Consider the following 15937-nt stretch of genomic DNA (forward strand, 5'->3'; position numbering starts at 1 on the left):
CTCCACGAACAAGCGCGTGTCCTTGGCCGTCACGCCGCAGGCATTCGCTTGGCCCGGCAAGAGTGGCGAAAGGCGTTGCCAGTGCGGGTCGGTCAGGAATGTGCGGTCTTTTTGCATCTTCAAAGCTACCTTAATTGTTCACACGTCCTAGGACTCTCGAAAATAGTTCGGCTCCCAATCCGTAACCCCGCCGTAATGGCCGCTGCCGTGCCGCTGGGCTACCTTCGTAGCGGCTGGCGCGGCTGTTTTTTCGCGCGGCCGCCTGCTTATGCGTTTCCCCGTTGAATACCGCCGTTTTGCCCCGCTTTTACCGCTGCTAACGCTGCTGGCCTGCACCGGCAGCCCCAGCACCAGGCCCGCGCCCGAGGCCCCCGGCGTGCTGCCCGGCCCCATTGCCGGCACCAGCCAAACCCAGCTGCCCAACGGCTGGAAGCTCAGCCCCGCCGGCACCGCCACCGTCCTCGGCGACCTGCCCATGAACCTGCAAATCAGCCCCGATGGCCGCCTGGCCGCCGTGGTTAACGCCGGCTGGGGCGAAAACTCGGTCCAATTGCTCGATGCCGCCACCGGCCAGCTGCTCGATACCCGCGTGGTGCCGGCCGCCTGGGCCGGCCTCGCCTTCGCCCCCGATGGCCGCACGCTCTACGCCTCGGGTGGCCAGCACAACCGCATTCACTGCTTCAAAATCGAAGGCCAAAAACTACAGCCCGACAGCGCTTTAGTGCTGGGTGAGAAATGGCCCAAGCAGAAAATCGGTGTGGCCGGGCTCGCCGTCGATGGCCGCCGCCAGCAGCTCTACGCCGTGACGCGGGAGGACAATTCGCTCTACACCTTCGACCTGAAAACGCGCCGGATTCTGCGCACCCTCAAGCTGCCGGCCGAAGCCTACGGCGTCCTGCTCAGCCCCGACGGCGCCCGGCTCTACATCAGCCTCTGGGGCGGCCACGCGGTGGCGATGTACGATGTGGACAAGCAGCAATTGCTGCCCAGCATCACCGTCGAAAGTCACCCCAACGACCTCGCTCTGACCCGCGACGGCCGCCGCCTGTTCGTGGCCAACGCCAATAGCAACTCCGTTTCCATCATCGATACCCGCCTCGGCCAGGTCACCGAAACGCTGAATACGGCTCTGTTTCCCACTTCGCCCGTCGGCAGCACGCCCGACGGGGTTAGCCTGAGCGCCGACGACAGCCAGCTCTTCATCGCCAACGCCGACAACAACTGCCTGGCCGTGTTCGACGTGCGCGACCCCGCCGCCAGCCGGCCGCTGGGCTTCGTGCCTACCGGCTGGTACCCCACGGCGGTGCGCGTGGCCGGCACCCAGCTGCTGATTACCAACGGCAAAGGCAGTACCTCGCTGGCCAACCCCAACGGCCCCAACCCGGTGCACGACGTGGGCGAAAAAGGCAAAGGCTACATTGGCGGGCTGCTGAAAAGCTCGCTCTCGCGCCTGCCCGTGCCCGATGCGGCCTCCCTGGCCACGTTCTCGGCCCAGGTCTACGCCAACACGCCCTTCACCAAAGCCCGCGAAGCCGCTCCCGAAGTGCCCGCCGGCAATCCCGTGCCCCAGCGCGTGGGCGCCGCCTCGCCCATCAGGCACGTCTTCTACATCATCAAGGAAAACCGCACCTACGACCAGGTATTGGGCGATTTGCCGGCCGGCAACGGCGATGCCAGCCTCTGCCTCTTCCCCGAAAAGGTGACCCCCAACCACCACGCCCTCACGCGGGAGTTTGTGCTGCTCGATAATTTCTACGTCGATGCCGAGGTGAGCGCCGATGGCCACAACTGGAGCACCGCCGCCTACGCCACCGATTTCGTGGAAAAAAGCTGGCCCAGCAACTACAGCGGCCGGGGCGGCGAGTACGATTTTGAGGGCAACCGGGGCGAGGTAGCCGAGCCCAAAGACGGCTTCCTGTGGGATTATTGCAAGCGTGCCGGCCACAGCTTCCGCTCCTATGGCGAGTTCGTATTCAAAGGCAAGCCCACCACGCCCTCCATCGCCGCCAATTACTGCCATCCCTACCCCGGCTTCGACCTGCACATCAAGGACGTGGACCGCGAGAAAATCTGGGAGCAGGATTTCGACCAGCTGCTGGCCGCCAACAAGCTACCCGACCTCAGCATCATCCGCCTGCCCAACGACCACACCATGGGTGCCCGCAAGGGCGAACTCAGCCCGCTGAGCTACGCCGCGGATAATGATTTGGCCCTTGGCCGGATGATTGAGCACCTTTCGCACAGCGCGGTCTGGAAAGAATCGGTGGTGATGATAGTGGAAGACGACGCCCAGAACGGCCCCGACCACATCGACGCCCATCGCTCTACGGCCTACCTCATGGGGCCGTACATCCGCCGCCACGCGGTGGTGCACGCCGCCTACACCACGTCCGGCATGCTGCGCACGCTGGAGCTCATCCTCGGCCTGCCGCCCATGAGCCAGTACGATGCCGCCGCCGTGCCGCTCTGGGCCTGCTTCACCGCCACGCCCAACCTCGCGCCCTATACTGCCCGCCCGGCTACCACGCCGCAGGACGTGCGCAACACCGCCTTCAACGCCCCCGCCCGCCGCGCCCGGCAGTTCGACATGAGCCGCGAAGACGCCGCGCCCGACCTGGCCTTCAATGAGAACATCTGGCAGGCTGTGCGCGGCGAGCATAGCCACATGCCCGCGCCCCGCCGCAGCGCCGCCGTGCGCGAGGCCAAGGCGGGGCATGAGGAAGAAGAAGGCGACGCTGACTGAACAAATAGCCGCCATCCGTTTTAAGAGAAAGCGCGCTCATTTGCCGCCCAATTATTCACGACTTCATGCAGCTCAACCCCCTCTTCACTTTCCTCTCCGACCTGGCTAAAAACAACGAGCGGCCCTGGTTCCAGGAGCGCAAAGCCACTTACGACCAACTCCGCGCCCAGTTTGAGGAAGATGCCGAATTCTGGGCCCGAGAGCTCGCCAAGTCAGACCCCGCGCTGGCCGGGGCCGAGGGCCGCAAAAGCCTCTTCCGCATCTACCGCGACGTGCGCTTCAGCAAAAACAAAGACCCGTACAAAACGCATTTCTCGGCCTATTTCACGGCCGGTGGCAAGGACATCGAAGCGCCCGGCTACTATATACAGCTCGGGCCCAACGGCCAGACCATGATTGCCGGCGGCCTTTACATGCCCGACAAAACCCAGCTGGCCGCCATTCGCCAGGAAATTGACTACAACGCCGACCAGCTAAAAGCCATTCTGGCCGTGCCCGATTTCCAGCGCTACTTCGGCCCCATGGGCGGCGACAAGCTCAAGAAATCCCCCGCCGCCTATTCCGTCGACCACCCCGAAATCGAGCTGCTGAAGCACAAATCCTTCACCGCCACCCACCAGATGCCGGATGCCGACGTACTTAGCCACGAGGGTTTTCGGGAGTATGTGCTGGAGGTATTTCGGGCGATGGTGCCGTTCTGCCAGTTCCTGCGTGGGGCCACGCAGTAGCGCGGACTCTGCAGTCCGCGAGTTGAATCGTTGAACTCGCGGACTACAAAGTCCGCGCTACATCACCACGTCAGCACTTCTTCCTCGTGGCCGCTGCGGAACAGGGCACTCTGCTTTTTAGCCCCGGCTTCGATGTTGACGATGTTGGCTTCGTCGCCGAAAAGGTCGAGCATCATGGCCTGGCGCAGCTTTATGCCGGGCACTGGTCCCGGTAGCGGCACCTTGCAGTAGAACCAGTAGCCATCGTTTTCGGACTGCTTGCCCAGCACTTGCAGGGGCAGCGGGGCACCCGCCACCGTGCTTATCTGCAAGGTGCGCTGCAGGTAGGCGGTGGCCAGGGCCAGCGGCCGGGGGCCGGCATCGGTGAGGTTGACGTGCGTAGGCTGGCCCTGCGAAAGGGCCTTCTCGAAGTCATCGGTAAACACCTTCACCGACAACTCCAGCTGCTTCTTGGCGGCGTTGTAGCGCAGCTCCGTGATGGTGGAGTGGTAGGCGTGCAGCGCCGGCGCCGCCCCGGCCAGCGGAAACAGCAGCAACATGGCGGCGCAGGCAGCAAGTAGGCGCGTCATTGGGGAGAGAAGAGTGGGTACATAATAGCAGAACGTCATGCTGAGCTTGTCGAAGCATCTCTACCGCGCAACCAACCCATTCAATTGGATTACTACTGCGGGAGAGATGCTTCGGCTTCGCTCAGCATGACGTTCTGGGTATTTCGTCAGTTTCGGCTAGTGAAACAGCTTCATCACCTGCTTAAAAACAATCACATAAGCCATCAGGGCCAGAATCAGGACGGTGCCCACGCGCTGCGCGCCTTCCAGGAACTTGTCCGACGGCTTGCGGCGCAGAATCATTTCGTAGAGCAGGAACACGACGTGGCCGCCGTCCAGCGCCGGAATGGGCAGCAGGTTCATGAAGGCCAGCACCATGCTCAGGCCGCCGGCCAGGCCCCAGAAGTGCTGCCAGTCCCAGATGCCGCCAAATTGCTGCGCGATTTCGACCGGGCCGCCCAGGCTTTCGGAAGCCGAAGCTTCGCCGTGCGCGATTTTGCTGAAAGCGCGGGCTTGCAGGCCGATGACGCCAAAGGCCTTGCTCACGCCCTGCGGAATGGACTGCGCCAGCGTGTACTGCCGGGTGCCGAGGTGCAGCGTCGACTTGCGCTCGAAGCCGATGCGGCCGGAGCTGGTCACGGCCACGTTCAGCGTGAGGGGCTGGCCGCTGCGCTCCACCACCACGGGCACCGTCTTGTCCTTGTTGGCCAGCAGGGCGGCTTGCAGCTCATCGAAGAACTGCACCGGCTTCCCGGCTACACTTTTGATATCGTCGCCCACTTGCAGGCCGGCTTTGGCAGCGTTGCCGCCGGGCGTCACGCGGTCCACGGCGAAGGTTTCGCGGGGGCGCACCAGCAGGCTGTCGGCACTTTGCTTGCCGAATTTATCGAGGAAGCCCTTCGGGATTTTGATGTCTTCCAGCTGCCCGTTGCGCTCCACGGTGTAGTAGGAATTGTCGCCGAGAATAACATCGGGGTTGTACACGTCGTCGAACTCGTTGAATGGGCGGCCGTTGATTTTCACGATTTTATCGCCCGTGCGGAAACCGATTTCGCGGCCCAACCCGTTGGGCAGGATGCCGTAGCGCGCCTCCGAAGCCGGCAGAAACGTGTCGCCGTAGTGGAAGGTCATCGCCGCGAAAATGATGACGCCGAGGATGACGTTCATGATGATGCCGCCGAGCATCACCAGCAGGCGCTGCCAGGCGGGCTTGCCCCGAAACTCGTCGGGCTGCGGCGGGCCGGCCAGGGCCGAGGCGTCCTGCGTCTCGTCAATCATGCCGTGTATCTGGACGTAGCCGCCCAGCGGGAACCAGCCAATGCCGTATTCCGTCTCGCCGATTTTTTTCTTGAGCAGCGCGAAATTCATCACGCCCGGCATCGGAAACAGGAAGTCGAAGAAGATATAGAACTTATCGACCCGGATTTTGAAGAGCTTGGCGAAGGCGAAATGGCCGAATTCGTGCAAGCCAACGAGGATAGAAAGGGCCAGCACAAGCTGGCCAATCATGGTGAGGATAGCCAAGGGGAAACGAGGGGATTAGAGAGGAAAGTGACAAGCTGGCAGCCAAACAACGGCCCTTGCCGGGGAATTGCCGAACAATGTTCTGCGCAGCGCTTCCCTCAAATGAGTGACCAAATTTTCAACGCGCCGAAATCAGCCGGCCGAAACCAGCGCTTCGGCCAGCCGGCGCGTTTCCGCATCGGTGGCCACGAGGTCGGCCAATACCGGCTCCGCAAGGTACGAAACCCGCGCCAGGCACCCGGCCACCAAATCCGACATTTGGCGGAAGCCCACCTGCTCGCGCAGGAAGGCGGCCACCGCCACTTCGTTGGCCGCGTTGAGCACGCAGGGCGCGTTGCCGCCCCGCCGCATGGCCCCGAAGGCAAGCTCCAGGTTGGGGAAGGCGGCGCGGTCGGGCGCTTCGAAGGTGAGGGTGGGGTAGTCGAGAAACGAGAAGCGCGGGAAGGTGTTGGCCAGCCGCTCGGGGTAGCCGAGGGCATATTGGATGGGCAGTTTCATGTCGGGCAGGCCGAGCTGGGCCTTCAGCGAACCATCCTGGAACTGCACCAGCGAGTGCACGATGCTTTGCGGGTGCACCACCACGTCAATCTGCTCGTTGGTGAGGCCAAACAGCCACTTGGCCTCAATCACCTCCAGGCCCTTGTTCATGAGCGAGGCCGAATCGATGGTGATTTTGGCACCCATGTCCCAGTTGGGGTGCTTCAGGGCCTGGGCCTTGGTCACGGCCTCCATCTGCTGGGCGGTGCGGCCCCGGAATGGGCCCCCGGAAGCCGTGAGAATGATTTTCTCAATCGGATTCCGCGCTTCGCCCACCAGACACTGGAAGATGGCCGAGTGCTCCGAATCGACGGGTAGCAGGCGTACGTTGTGCTGGCGGATGAGGCTGGTAATCAGCTCACCGGCTACTACCAGCGTTTCCTTGTTGGCGAGGGCAATGTCCTTGCCGGCCCGGATAGCGGCCACCGTGGGCAGCAGTCCGGCATAGCCCATCAGGGCGGTGAGGACGATGTCGATTTCGGGCCGGGTCACCACCTCGGCCAGGGCCGCCGCGCCGGCCAGGACTTCGGTTTCGGGCTGGTTGGCCAGGGCGGCTTTCAGGGGCTGATAGCAGGCATCATCGCCAATAACCACCACGGCGGGGCGAAACTCCCGGGCCTGCCGGGCCAGCAGCTCCCATTGCCGCTGCGCGCTCAGCACGGCCACCCGGAACCGGCCGGGCTGCTGCCGCACCACTTCCAGCGCCTGGGTGCCAATGGAGCCCGTGGCACCCAATAAGGCCAGCGTTTTTACCTCTTTCTTTTCAAGCATAATGACGAAACACGGAAACGCCACAAAAGTACGTTCCCGGTGGGCGGCGCGGTCCTACTTCTGCCGCAGCGTAGCCGTCACCAGCTGGTCGAGGCCGGCCACAAGGGCACTTGCTTCGATAGCCACGGCCTCGGCGAGGGGCCCTGGCGCGGTATCGGCCCGTTCGGATAGCGCCGCGAGGCCCGCCAGCTGCTCGCTCATGGTTCGGTAAATGACTTGCCAGAATACGGCCGTGAGGCCGGAGTGCGGGCCCAGCACGCGGCGCAGCTCCAGCAGGTGCATCATCAGGCCGGCCAGCTGGGCCAGTAAGTGGCGCTCGGCGGGCGCGAAGTGGCGGGGCAGCCCGTCGAGCAGGCACAACGTGCCGATGTTGTGGCCGTCGGCCGTGCGCAGGTTGTGGCCGGCGTAGAAGCGCAGGCCCAGCTGCAGGATGAGGGAAAGGTCGACGCCCGGCGCGCTGCCCTGGTTGAGGTCCTCGAACACGGCCGTGTCTTCCTGCAAAATGGTGGCCGAGCACAGGCTTTGCTCGCGCAGTACGCGCTCAACGACCACCGGCAGGTTGTAGGGCGCCTTGATGAGCACCGTGGTTTCTTCCACGATGGTCAGCGTGGTGTTGGCCACGCGAAACAGCCGGGCGGTGGCGGCCACCACGTCGTCGAGGATTTTTTCGCTGCGGGCGTCCAGCAGCTGGTAGCGCTCGAGGGCGCGGAGGCGGGCCGCGTCGGTAGCAGGAATCAGGGAGGAAGGTAGAGCAGTCACGGCGGTAGAAAGGAACGGTGGGCCTTTTGGCAGCGAACAGGTAATCTCAGTACGGTGGGGTAGCGCTTAAAGATATGTAAAATCAAGCATCTGCGGCGGCATTGCGGCCAACTTTGTTGCGCCGGCAGCCGAGCGCGCCCGCTACCTTTGAAGCCGTGCGGACTTCCCCTCCATTTGATTACGATGTAGCCATCATCGGCGCGGGCCCGGCGGGCACGGCCTGCGCCCTGGCTTTGCGCAAGAGCGGCCGGCGCGTGGCCCTGTTCGACAAGGCCCTGTTCCCCCGCGACAAAGTGTGCGGCGATGCCATTCCCGGCCACGCCCTCAAGGCCCTGCGCCAGCTCGACCCCACCTTTGCCGAGGGCCTCTGGCACCTGCAGCCGCTCGATGCCGTGCGCCAGTCGCGCCTCGTGGCCCCCAACGGCGACAGCCTGTGGATGCGCTGGAAGCTGCCCAGCTTCAATAGCCCGCGTGAGACGTTCGATGCGGCGCTGCTGGACCTGGTGCGGACCCATTCCACCACCGAAATCCGGGAAAATACCGGCCTGAAATCCCTAAAAATCGAAGCCGGCCAGGTGCGGCTAACCACCACGGCCGGCGCGGAAATCACCTGCCAGCTGGTCATCGGCTGCGACGGGGCTAACTCCGTGGTGCGCCGCCAGCTGCTGCCCGCGCCCCTCGACCGCGCCCACCACTGCGCCGGCGTGCGGGCCTACTTCGAGAACATAAAAGGGGCCGAAGCCGGCCTCACGGAGTACTTTTTCACCAAAGACTACCTGCAGGGCTACCTCTGGATTTTTCCCGTGGGCGCGGGCCGCTACAACGTGGGCCTGGGCATGCTGGCAGAAACCGTGGCCCGGCACAAAGTCGATTTGAAAAAGCTGCTGCCCGAGCTGCTGACGGGCCACCCGGCCTTAGCGGGCCGGTTTGATAATGCGACGCAGCACGGCGGCATTCAGGGTTTCGGCCTGCCGCTGGGCGGCGGGCGCACGGTGCCTGTGAGCGGGGCCCGCTTTCTGCTGTGCGGCGACGCGGCCTCGCTCATCGACCCCGTTCAGGGCCACGGCATCGATACGGCCATGCAGAGCGGTATCCTGGCCGCCGCCCAGGCCGAGGCTTGCTTTGCAAAGCAGGATTTCAGCGCCGAAGCCATGCGGCAGTACGACGCGCAGGTGGCGCTCAAAATCAGCCGCAAGCTGGCCAAAAGCTACCGCCTCATGCGCTTCCTCAGCAACAAGCCGTGGCTAGTGAACGCGGGGGTGCGCCTGGCCCGCGTGCCCGGCCTCAAGCCCTGGGTGCAGCGGGCGATAGGGTAGGGGCAGGCGTTGATTTTTGTAGGTTGAGTGTTCTAATGAGTATTCCCTTAACCCCCAGGCAACTGCTGTCGATGAAAAAGTATGTAGTAAACAGAAAATGCACCGATTGCGGCTTTGAAGTAAACGCGCCTCTTACGAAACGAGAAGCCGCTTTTGAGCTTTTCGATGCAACTGAATTGTTCGGCCCAACTTGCGTCGTATGTGGTGGAAGCAAATCCACAGGCAGTTTCACGATGCCCATGCTCGATGAAGAATTGATTACAGCGTGGGCGCAGGATGAGGGGCTCTTTGTGGAACGGCAGGATGAGGAATTGATACTGGCAGAAGGACGATATTTAGAAATGATATTGGGGGCACTTGATAGCCCACTCACACTGCTACATAAAAAACATGTCCTGCTTTCAGCTCTATGCGTGATTATTTACGATAATGCTGTAGTAGACGGCAAGGAATGGAAGCCGAATAATAGTCTTAAGCAACGCGCAATTGATGAATTGAATAAGCGTAAAGAATTGCTGGCTCAGGCCGGAGATTCGATAATGGATTATATCCAAAAGGTCGTCTATCCACAATTGAGTAAAGACTGAAAAGCGACAAGCGCGGGCATTTAATACAGCCGGGGCTTGTCACATTATTGGGCTGGTCACATCGGGGGGACGGATTGCCACGGCTTCGCCTCGCAATAACAAACGCTCACGCAAACATGCCCACCGCATTCTTGCTCGGCAATGCCGTCTTGCCCGTCAGGAACACATCGACCTGCCGCGCCGCCTCGCGGCCTTCTGAGATGGCCCAGACGACCAGCGACTGGCCCCGGCGCATGTCGCCGGCCACGAAAATAGTGGGCTGATTGGTGACAAAGGCGCTTTCATCGGCCAGCACGTTGCCGCGCTGGTCCAGGTCCACGCCCAGCTCCGTCAGCAGGCCTTCGATGCGGGGGCCGGTGAAGCCCAGGGCCAGCAGCACGCGCTGGCAGGGGATTTCGCGGTCCGAATCGGACACTTCCTCGAAGCGGAGACGGCGGCCCAGCACGTCGGTTTCCCAGGTCACGTCGCTCACGAGCAGGGCGCGGAGCTGGCCGTTCTCATCACCGAGGAAAGCCTTGGTATTGATGCCCCAGTAGCGCTGGCAGCCTTCTTCGTGCGAGCTGCTGCTGCGGAAAATGTGCGGCTCGGCGGGCCAGGGCGTGTGCGCGGGGCGCTCGTTGCCGGGCTGGTTCATCAGGGCAAACTGCGTGACGGTGCGCGCGCCCTGGCGATTGGCCGTTCCCACGCAGTCGGAGCCGGTGTCGCCGCTGCCGATGACGACCACATCCTGGCCTTCCATCCAAATCGCCTCATCGTCAACCGCTAACTCGCTCACGCGGCGGTTGTGCTGGGTGAGGTAGTCCATGGCGAAATGGATGCCGGGCAGCTCGCGGCCGGTAATGGGCAGGTCGCGCGGCACGCTGGCCCCGCCGGCCAGCACCACGGCGTCGAAGTCGCGGGTGAGGTCGGCGGCCGGGATATCGCGGCCGATTTCGGTGTTGCAGCGGAAGCTGATGCCGTCTTCTTCCAGCAGCCTGATGCGCCGGTCAATCACCCATTTATCCAGCTTGAAATCGGGGATGCCGTAGCGGAGCAGGCCGCCGGGCCGGTCGTCGCGCTCGAACACCGTGACGGTGTGGCCGGCCTTGGCCAGCTGTGCGGCTGCCGCCAGCCCGGCCGGCCCGGAGCCTACCACGGCCACCGTCTTGTCCGATTTCAGGACCGGCGAAGTGGGCTGCACGTAGCCTTTCGAGAAAGCAATTTCGATGATGTGCTTCTCGATTTCCTCAATGGCCACCGGGCTGCTGTGGATGCTGAGCACGCAGGCGGCCTCGCACGGTGCGGGGCAGATGCGGCCCGTGAACTCGGGGAAGTTGTTGGTGGCCGAGAGAATCTGGTAGGCATTTTCCCAGTCCTGCTCGCGCACCGCGTCGTTGAATTCGGGGATGATATTGCCCAGCGGGCAGCCCGAGTGACAAAACGGAATGCCGCAATCCATGCACCGGGCGGCCTGTTTCGTGAGCTGATTTTCGGAGTAGGTGCCCACGAACTCGCGGTTGTGGGCAATGCGCTCCTGCGGCGCAGCTTTGGGCGGCAGCTCGCGGGCGAATTCTTTGAAACCGGTGGGGTTGGCCATGTTATTTAGTAGGAACGCGCCACGGCGCGTTCAATCGTTGTGCCCGTTTGGGCTGTATGTTTTGCTATTGAAACAGGCGGCTGCCGGATTGTGCTACCGCCGAACGCGCCATGGCGCGTTCCTACACCCTGGCGTACTGCGCCTTTTGCAGCACCTTCTTATACTCACTCGGGAATACCTTCACGAACTTCCCGGCTTCCTCATTCCAATTGCCTAAGAGAAAGGTCGCTACCTGGCTGCCGGTCAGCTCCACATGCTGCCGCAGCAGCTCCTGAATCTGGTCCTCGTCGTCGGCATTGAGCGGGTCGAGCTCCACCATTTCGGGGTTGCAATTGGCCGGGAAGGTGCCGTTGGGGTCGTACACCCAGGCGATGCCGCCGCTCATGCCGGCGGCGAAGTTGCGGCCCGTCTGGCCCAGAATGAGGGCGCGGCCGCCCGTCATGTATTCGCAGCCGTGGTCGCCCACGCCTTCCACCACGGCCGTGGCGCCCGAGTTGCGCACCGCAAACCGCTCGCCGGCCTGCCCGCGCACGAACAGCGCGCCGGACGTGGCCCCGTACAGCGCCACGTTGCCGATGATGATGTTTTGCTCGGGCACAAAATGCGCGGCGGGGGAAGGGAAGATGGCCAGCTGCGCCCCGCTCAGGCCCTTGCCCACGTAGTCGTTGGCCTCGCCTTCCAAAGCAAACGACAGCCCCGCCACGCTGAACGCCCCAAAGCTTTGCCCCGCCGAGCCCCGGAAACGGTAGTTGATGGTATCGGGCGGCAGGCCGGCAGCGTGGTAGCGCTTGGCAATCTCATTTGAAAGCAGCGTACCGATGGTGCGGTCGGTGTTGTGCACCTCGAACTCGCCATACACCGGAATCTGCTCATTCAGGGCCGGCTGGGCGTATTCCAGCAGCTGCCAATCCAGAATATTATCCAGGCCGTGGTCCTGGCTTTCGCTGTTGCAGAGGGTGCCGCCGGAGATGTTCACGGCCGGGTGCAGGATTTCGGAGAGGTCCAGGTGGCGGGCTTTCCAGTGGGTGAGGCCTTCGCGCACTTTCAGGAATTCGGGCCGGCCCACCATCTCGTTGATGGTGCGAAAGCCCAGCTCGGCCATGATTTCACGCAGCTCCTCGGCCAGGAAGCGGAACAGGTTCACGATGTGCTCGGGCTGGCCGGTGAAGAGCTTGCGCAGCTCCGGGTCCTGCGTGGCCACGCCCACGGGGCAGGTGTTGAGGTGGCATTTGCGCATCATCACGCAGCCGCCGGCCACCAGCGCGGCGGTGGCTACGCCCCATTCTTCGGCTCCCAAAAGCGCGGCCACGGCCAGGTCGCGGCCGGTTTTCAGCTGGCCGTCGGCTTGCAGCACCACGCGGCTGCGGAGCTGGTTGCGCACCAGGGTTTGGTGCGCTTCGGCCAGGCCCAGCTCCCAGGGCAGGCCGGCGTGCTTGATGGAGCTGATGGGCGACGCGCCCGTGCCACCATCGTAGCCGGCAATGAGAATCACGTCGGCGTGCGCCTTGGCCACGCCGGCCGCGATGGTGCCCACTCCTGCCTTGCTCACCAGCTTCACGTTGATGCGGGCGGCGCGGTTGGCGTTTTTCAGGTCGAAAATCAGCTGCGCGAGGTCTTCGATGGAGTAGATGTCGTGGTGGGGCGGGGGCGAAATCAGGCCGACGCCGGGCGTGGCGTGGCGCACTTTGGCAATCCACTCGTCCACTTTGTGGCCGGGGAGCTGGCCGCCTTCGCCGGGCTTGGCCCCCTGCGCCATCTTGATTTGCAGCTCGTCGGCATTAGTCAGGTAATGCGCCGTGACGCCGAAGCGCGCCGAGGCCACCTGCTTGATGGCCGAGCGCATGGAGTCGCCATTGGCCATTTTTTCGTAGCGCATCGGGTCCTCGCCGCCTTCGCCGGTGTTGCTCTTGCCGCCGATGCGGTTCATGGCAATGGCCAGCGTGCTGTGCGCCTCGTGCGAAATCGAGCCGAACGACATGGCCCCGGTAGCAAACCGCTTCATGATGCCTTCGGCCGGCTCCACTTCCTCAAGGGCAATGGCCTCGCGGTGGTGGGCAAAATCGAGCAGGCCGCGCAGGGTAAACATCTGCCGCGTCTGCTCATTAATCATCCTGGCGTAGCGCTGGTAAGTGGCGTAGTTATTGGTGCGCGTGGCGAGTTGCAGCAAATGCACCGTTTCGGGGTTGAACATGTGCGCCTCGCCGCGCCGCCGCCAGTGGTAAAGGCCGCCGTCGGGTAGCAGGGTTTGCTCCTCGGGCGTGGTGCTTTTGAAGCCCTGGAAGTGCTTGTACAGCGTTTCGCGGGCTATTTCATCGAGCCCGAGCCCGCCGATGCGGGTGACTGCGCCGCAGAAATACGCGTCCACCACGGCCTGGTTGATGCCCAGAATCTCGAACACCTGCGCGCCGTGGTACGACTGCAAGGTCGAAATTCCCATCTTCGAGAAAATCTTCAGCAGCCCGTCGCACACGGCTTTAATGTAGTTGTACGTCAGCTGCGACGGGTCTAGGGAGGTGGTCAGGTGCCCGGCCTCGTGCATGGTCCGGATGGTGGCCAGCGCCAGATACGGGTTGATGGCCGTGGCCCCAAACGACAGCAGGCAGGCGAAATGGTGCACTTCCCACACGTCGCCGGCTTCCACCACCAGGCCCACCGAGCCGCGGTAGCCCAGCTTAATAAGGTGGTGATGCACGGCCGAAACCGCCAGCAGCGACGGAATGGGCGCGTGCTCCGAATCCACGGCGCGGTCCGACAGAATCAGCACTTCAAACCCGTCGTTCACCGCGTCCTCAGCGTAGCGGCAGAGGCGGGCGAGGCCGTTTTCGAGCGAACCCGGCAGCCCGTCGGCCTTGAAATAGGTTTGCAGCGTCTTGGCATTGAACATGCCGGTGTCGATGCTGCGCAGCTTTTCCAACTCGTGGTTGCTGAGGATGGGCTGGCGCAGGGCCACGCAGTGGCAGTGGTGCTTGTCCTCGTCGAGAATGTTGCCGTTGTTGCCCAGGAAAGTGGCCAGGCTCATCACCAGCCGCTCCCGGATGGGGTCGATGGGCGGGTTGGTGACCTGCGCGAAAAACTGCTTGAAGTAGCTGCTCAGGTGCTGCGGCTGGTCCGACAGCACGGCCAGCGGCACGTCGACGCCCATCGAGCCGATGGGTTCCTTGGCCTCCACGGCCATCGGCGTGATGAGCATGTCGATGTCCTCGCGGGTGTAGCCGAACACCTGGTGGTACTTGAACACCGATTCGGTGGCCAGTTCCGTGAACATCTGGCGTGGCTCGGGCAGCTCTTCCAGCCGAATCTGGTACTCGTTCAGCCATGCGCCGTAGGGCTGGCGGCCGGCGGCCTGGGCCTTCAGCTCCTCGTCGGTGATGATGCGGCCGGCCACGGTGTCCACGAGCAGCATTTTGCCGGGCTGGAGGCGGCCCTTTTGCACCACGGTGGCGGGGTCGATGTCGAGCACGCCGGCCTCGGAGGCCACCAGCACGCGGCCGTCGGTGGTTTCGAGGTAGCGCAGGGGGCGCAGGCCGTTGCGGTCCAGCATGGCCCCAATCTGCTTGCCATCGGTGAAAATGAGGGCGGCCGGCCCGTCCCAGGGCTCCATAAACGTGGCGTGGAACTCGTAAAAGGCCTTTTTGAGCGGGTCCATCTGGGTGTTGCCGTCCCAGGCTTCGGGCACCAGCATCATCATCACGTGCGGCAGCGGGCGGCCCGAGTGCAGCAGAATTTCCACCACGTTGTCGAGGCAGGCCGAGTCCGACTGCCCGGCGTCGACCACCGGCAGCAGCATGTCCATTTCCTCCGAAGAAAAATACGGCGACACGTAGTTGCGCAGGCCGGCGTAAAACCAGTTCAGATTGCCGCGCAGCGTGTTGATTTCGCCATTGTGCGCCAGAAAGCGGAAGGGCTGCGCTAGCTTCCAGCTCGGGAAGGTGTTGGTCGAAAACCGCGAGTGCACCAGCCCGAACGTGGAAACCACCCGCTCGTCGCTGAGGTCGGGGAAGTAGCCGCGCACCTGGTAGGTGGTGAGCTGGCCCTTGTAAACAATGGTTTTGCAGGAGAGTGAGGCGAAGTAGAACACGTCCATTGCCGCCCCCACCGTTTCGCGCACCGTCTTGAAAATCAGGCGGCGCAGCACGTAAAGCTTGCGCTCGAAGTCGTCGGGGTTGGTGATGCCGGCCGGGCGGCCGAAAAACACTTGCTCCATCACCGGCTCGGCGGCCAGCGCGGTGGGGCCGATGCCGGCCGGGTTCACCGGCAGCGGCCGGTAGCCCAGCAGCGGGAAGCCCAGCCGCGCCGCCGCGCCGTTGATGACCGTGCGGCAGGCTTCGCGCAGGCCGTCGTCCTTGGGTAAAAAGGCCATGCCCACGCCGTAGTTGCCGGGCTCGGGCAGGAGAATATTCAGCGCAACGCACTCCTGGAGCAGGAACCAGTGCGGAATTTGCAGCAGCAGGCCGGCCCCGTCGCCGGAGTCCGAATCGCAGCCGCAGGCGCCGCGGTGTTCCATGTTTTCCAGCATGGTCAGCGCATCGTTGATGGTCTGGTGCGTCTTGCGGCCGTTGAGGTAGGTGATGAAGCCAGTCCCGCAGGCATCGTGCTCAAATTCGGGGCGGTACAGGCCCTGAGGAGTGTCAGTGGATTGCATCGGGAGTTTAAAAATTCATGAGAAGGGTGCCGCCGCCCGGCGGGAACGCCAGCATGGGCAGACGTAAAATCAGCCAGTTGCACACAGTCGTTCACAAGGAACGGCCCGCCGGTGGGAGACAAAATGGCGTTATTCGCTGCTTTACTATTTCCAGAGCGTTGTATTGATTGATAAATTGTTGAATTATAATAAATTGCAGGTGGTGA

At 63.2% G+C, this 15937-nt stretch carries 10 protein-coding genes; 4 read left to right on the forward strand and 6 right to left on the reverse strand.

Annotated features, from left to right (window positions below; genetic code table 11):
• The first annotated feature begins 268 nt into the window (after nt 1-268).
• Both J4G38_RS16250 and J4G38_RS16255 read left to right on the forward strand, forming a co-directional pair.
• Entirely contained in the window at nt 269-2743 is a 2475-nt protein-coding gene (locus tag J4G38_RS16250; protein WP_210519499.1) for a bifunctional YncE family protein/alkaline phosphatase family protein, read from the forward strand.
• Nucleotides 2744-2808: 65 nt separating this feature from the next.
• Nucleotides 2809-3471, forward strand: a complete 663-nt coding sequence (locus J4G38_RS16255) for a DUF2461 domain-containing protein (RefSeq protein WP_210519501.1) — start codon at nt 2809-2811, stop codon at nt 3469-3471.
• Nucleotides 3472-3533: 62 nt separating this feature from the next.
• Here the strand turns inward: J4G38_RS16255 and J4G38_RS16260 are convergent, their stop codons facing one another.
• The 4 genes from J4G38_RS16260 to J4G38_RS16275 all read right to left on the reverse strand — a co-directional run bounded on the left by J4G38_RS16260 (nt 3534) and on the right by J4G38_RS16275 (nt 7610).
• Nucleotides 3534-4040 carry a DUF6702 family protein gene (locus J4G38_RS16260; RefSeq protein WP_210519503.1) on the reverse strand — a complete coding sequence of 169 codons (507 nt, stop codon included), beginning with the start codon at nt 4038-4040 and terminating at the stop codon, nt 3534-3536.
• Nucleotides 4041-4196: 156 nt separating this feature from the next.
• Nucleotides 4197-5543 carry an RIP metalloprotease RseP gene (rseP, locus tag J4G38_RS16265; protein WP_226163476.1) on the reverse strand — a complete coding sequence of 449 codons (1347 nt, stop codon included), beginning with the start codon at nt 5541-5543 and terminating at the stop codon, nt 4197-4199.
• Nucleotides 5544-5675: 132 nt separating this feature from the next.
• Nucleotides 5676-6851: a 1-deoxy-D-xylulose-5-phosphate reductoisomerase gene (locus J4G38_RS16270; RefSeq protein ID WP_210519505.1), complete on the reverse strand. Its 1176-nt coding sequence runs from the start codon at nt 6849-6851 to the stop codon at nt 5676-5678.
• Between the two features lie 54 nt (nt 6852-6905).
• Nucleotides 6906-7610, reverse strand: coding sequence for a GAF domain-containing protein (locus J4G38_RS16275; RefSeq protein WP_210519506.1), 705 nt, complete (start codon nt 7608-7610; stop codon nt 6906-6908).
• A gap of 155 nt (nt 7611-7765) precedes the next feature.
• Between J4G38_RS16275 and J4G38_RS16280 the strand changes: the two genes are divergently transcribed.
• Both J4G38_RS16280 and J4G38_RS16285 read left to right on the forward strand, forming a co-directional pair.
• Nucleotides 7766-8926, forward strand: coding sequence for a geranylgeranyl reductase family protein (locus tag J4G38_RS16280; RefSeq protein WP_210519508.1), 1161 nt, complete (start codon nt 7766-7768; stop codon nt 8924-8926).
• A 35-nt stretch (nt 8927-8961) separates the two neighbouring features.
• On the forward strand, nt 8962-9513 hold the full coding sequence (locus J4G38_RS16285; RefSeq protein ID WP_226163478.1) for a hypothetical protein: 552 nt from the start codon (nt 8962-8964) through the stop codon (nt 9511-9513).
• 106 nt (nt 9514-9619) lie between these two features.
• On the opposite strand, the gene J4G38_RS16290 is transcribed toward J4G38_RS16285, so the two are convergent.
• Nucleotides 9620-11089, reverse strand: a complete 1470-nt coding sequence (locus J4G38_RS16290; RefSeq protein WP_210519511.1) for a glutamate synthase subunit beta — start codon at nt 11087-11089, stop codon at nt 9620-9622.
• Nucleotides 11090-11210: 121 nt separating this feature from the next.
• A complete protein-coding gene (gene gltB, locus J4G38_RS16295) occupies nt 11211-15731 on the reverse strand; it encodes a glutamate synthase large subunit (RefSeq protein ID WP_210519513.1) in 4521 nt (1506 codons plus the stop codon).
• Nucleotides 15732-15937: the final 206 nt, after the last annotated feature.

This window comes from Hymenobacter terricola (assembly GCF_017921975.2).
Lineage (GTDB): Bacteria > Bacteroidota > Bacteroidia > Cytophagales > Hymenobacteraceae > Hymenobacter > Hymenobacter terricola.

Coding starts and splice junctions, on each gene's coding strand:
- J4G38_RS16255 (WP_210519501.1), top strand. CDS start 2,809: ATGCAGCTCAACCCCCTCTTCACTTTCCTCTCCGACCTGGCTAAAAAC.
- J4G38_RS16250 (WP_210519499.1), top strand. CDS start 269: ATGCGTTTCCCCGTTGAATACCGCCGTTTTGCCCCGCTTTTACCGCTG.
- gltB (WP_210519513.1), bottom strand. CDS start 15,731: ATGCAATCCACTGACACTCCTCAGGGCCTGTACCGCCCCGAATTTGAG.
- J4G38_RS16260 (WP_210519503.1), bottom strand. CDS start 4,040: ATGACGCGCCTACTTGCTGCCTGCGCCGCCATGTTGCTGCTGTTTCCG.
- J4G38_RS16285 (WP_226163478.1), top strand. CDS start 8,962: ATGAGTATTCCCTTAACCCCCAGGCAACTGCTGTCGATGAAAAAGTAT.
- J4G38_RS16290 (WP_210519511.1), bottom strand. CDS start 11,089: ATGGCCAACCCCACCGGTTTCAAAGAATTCGCCCGCGAGCTGCCGCCC.
- J4G38_RS16270 (WP_210519505.1), bottom strand. CDS start 6,851: ATGCTTGAAAAGAAAGAGGTAAAAACGCTGGCCTTATTGGGTGCCACG.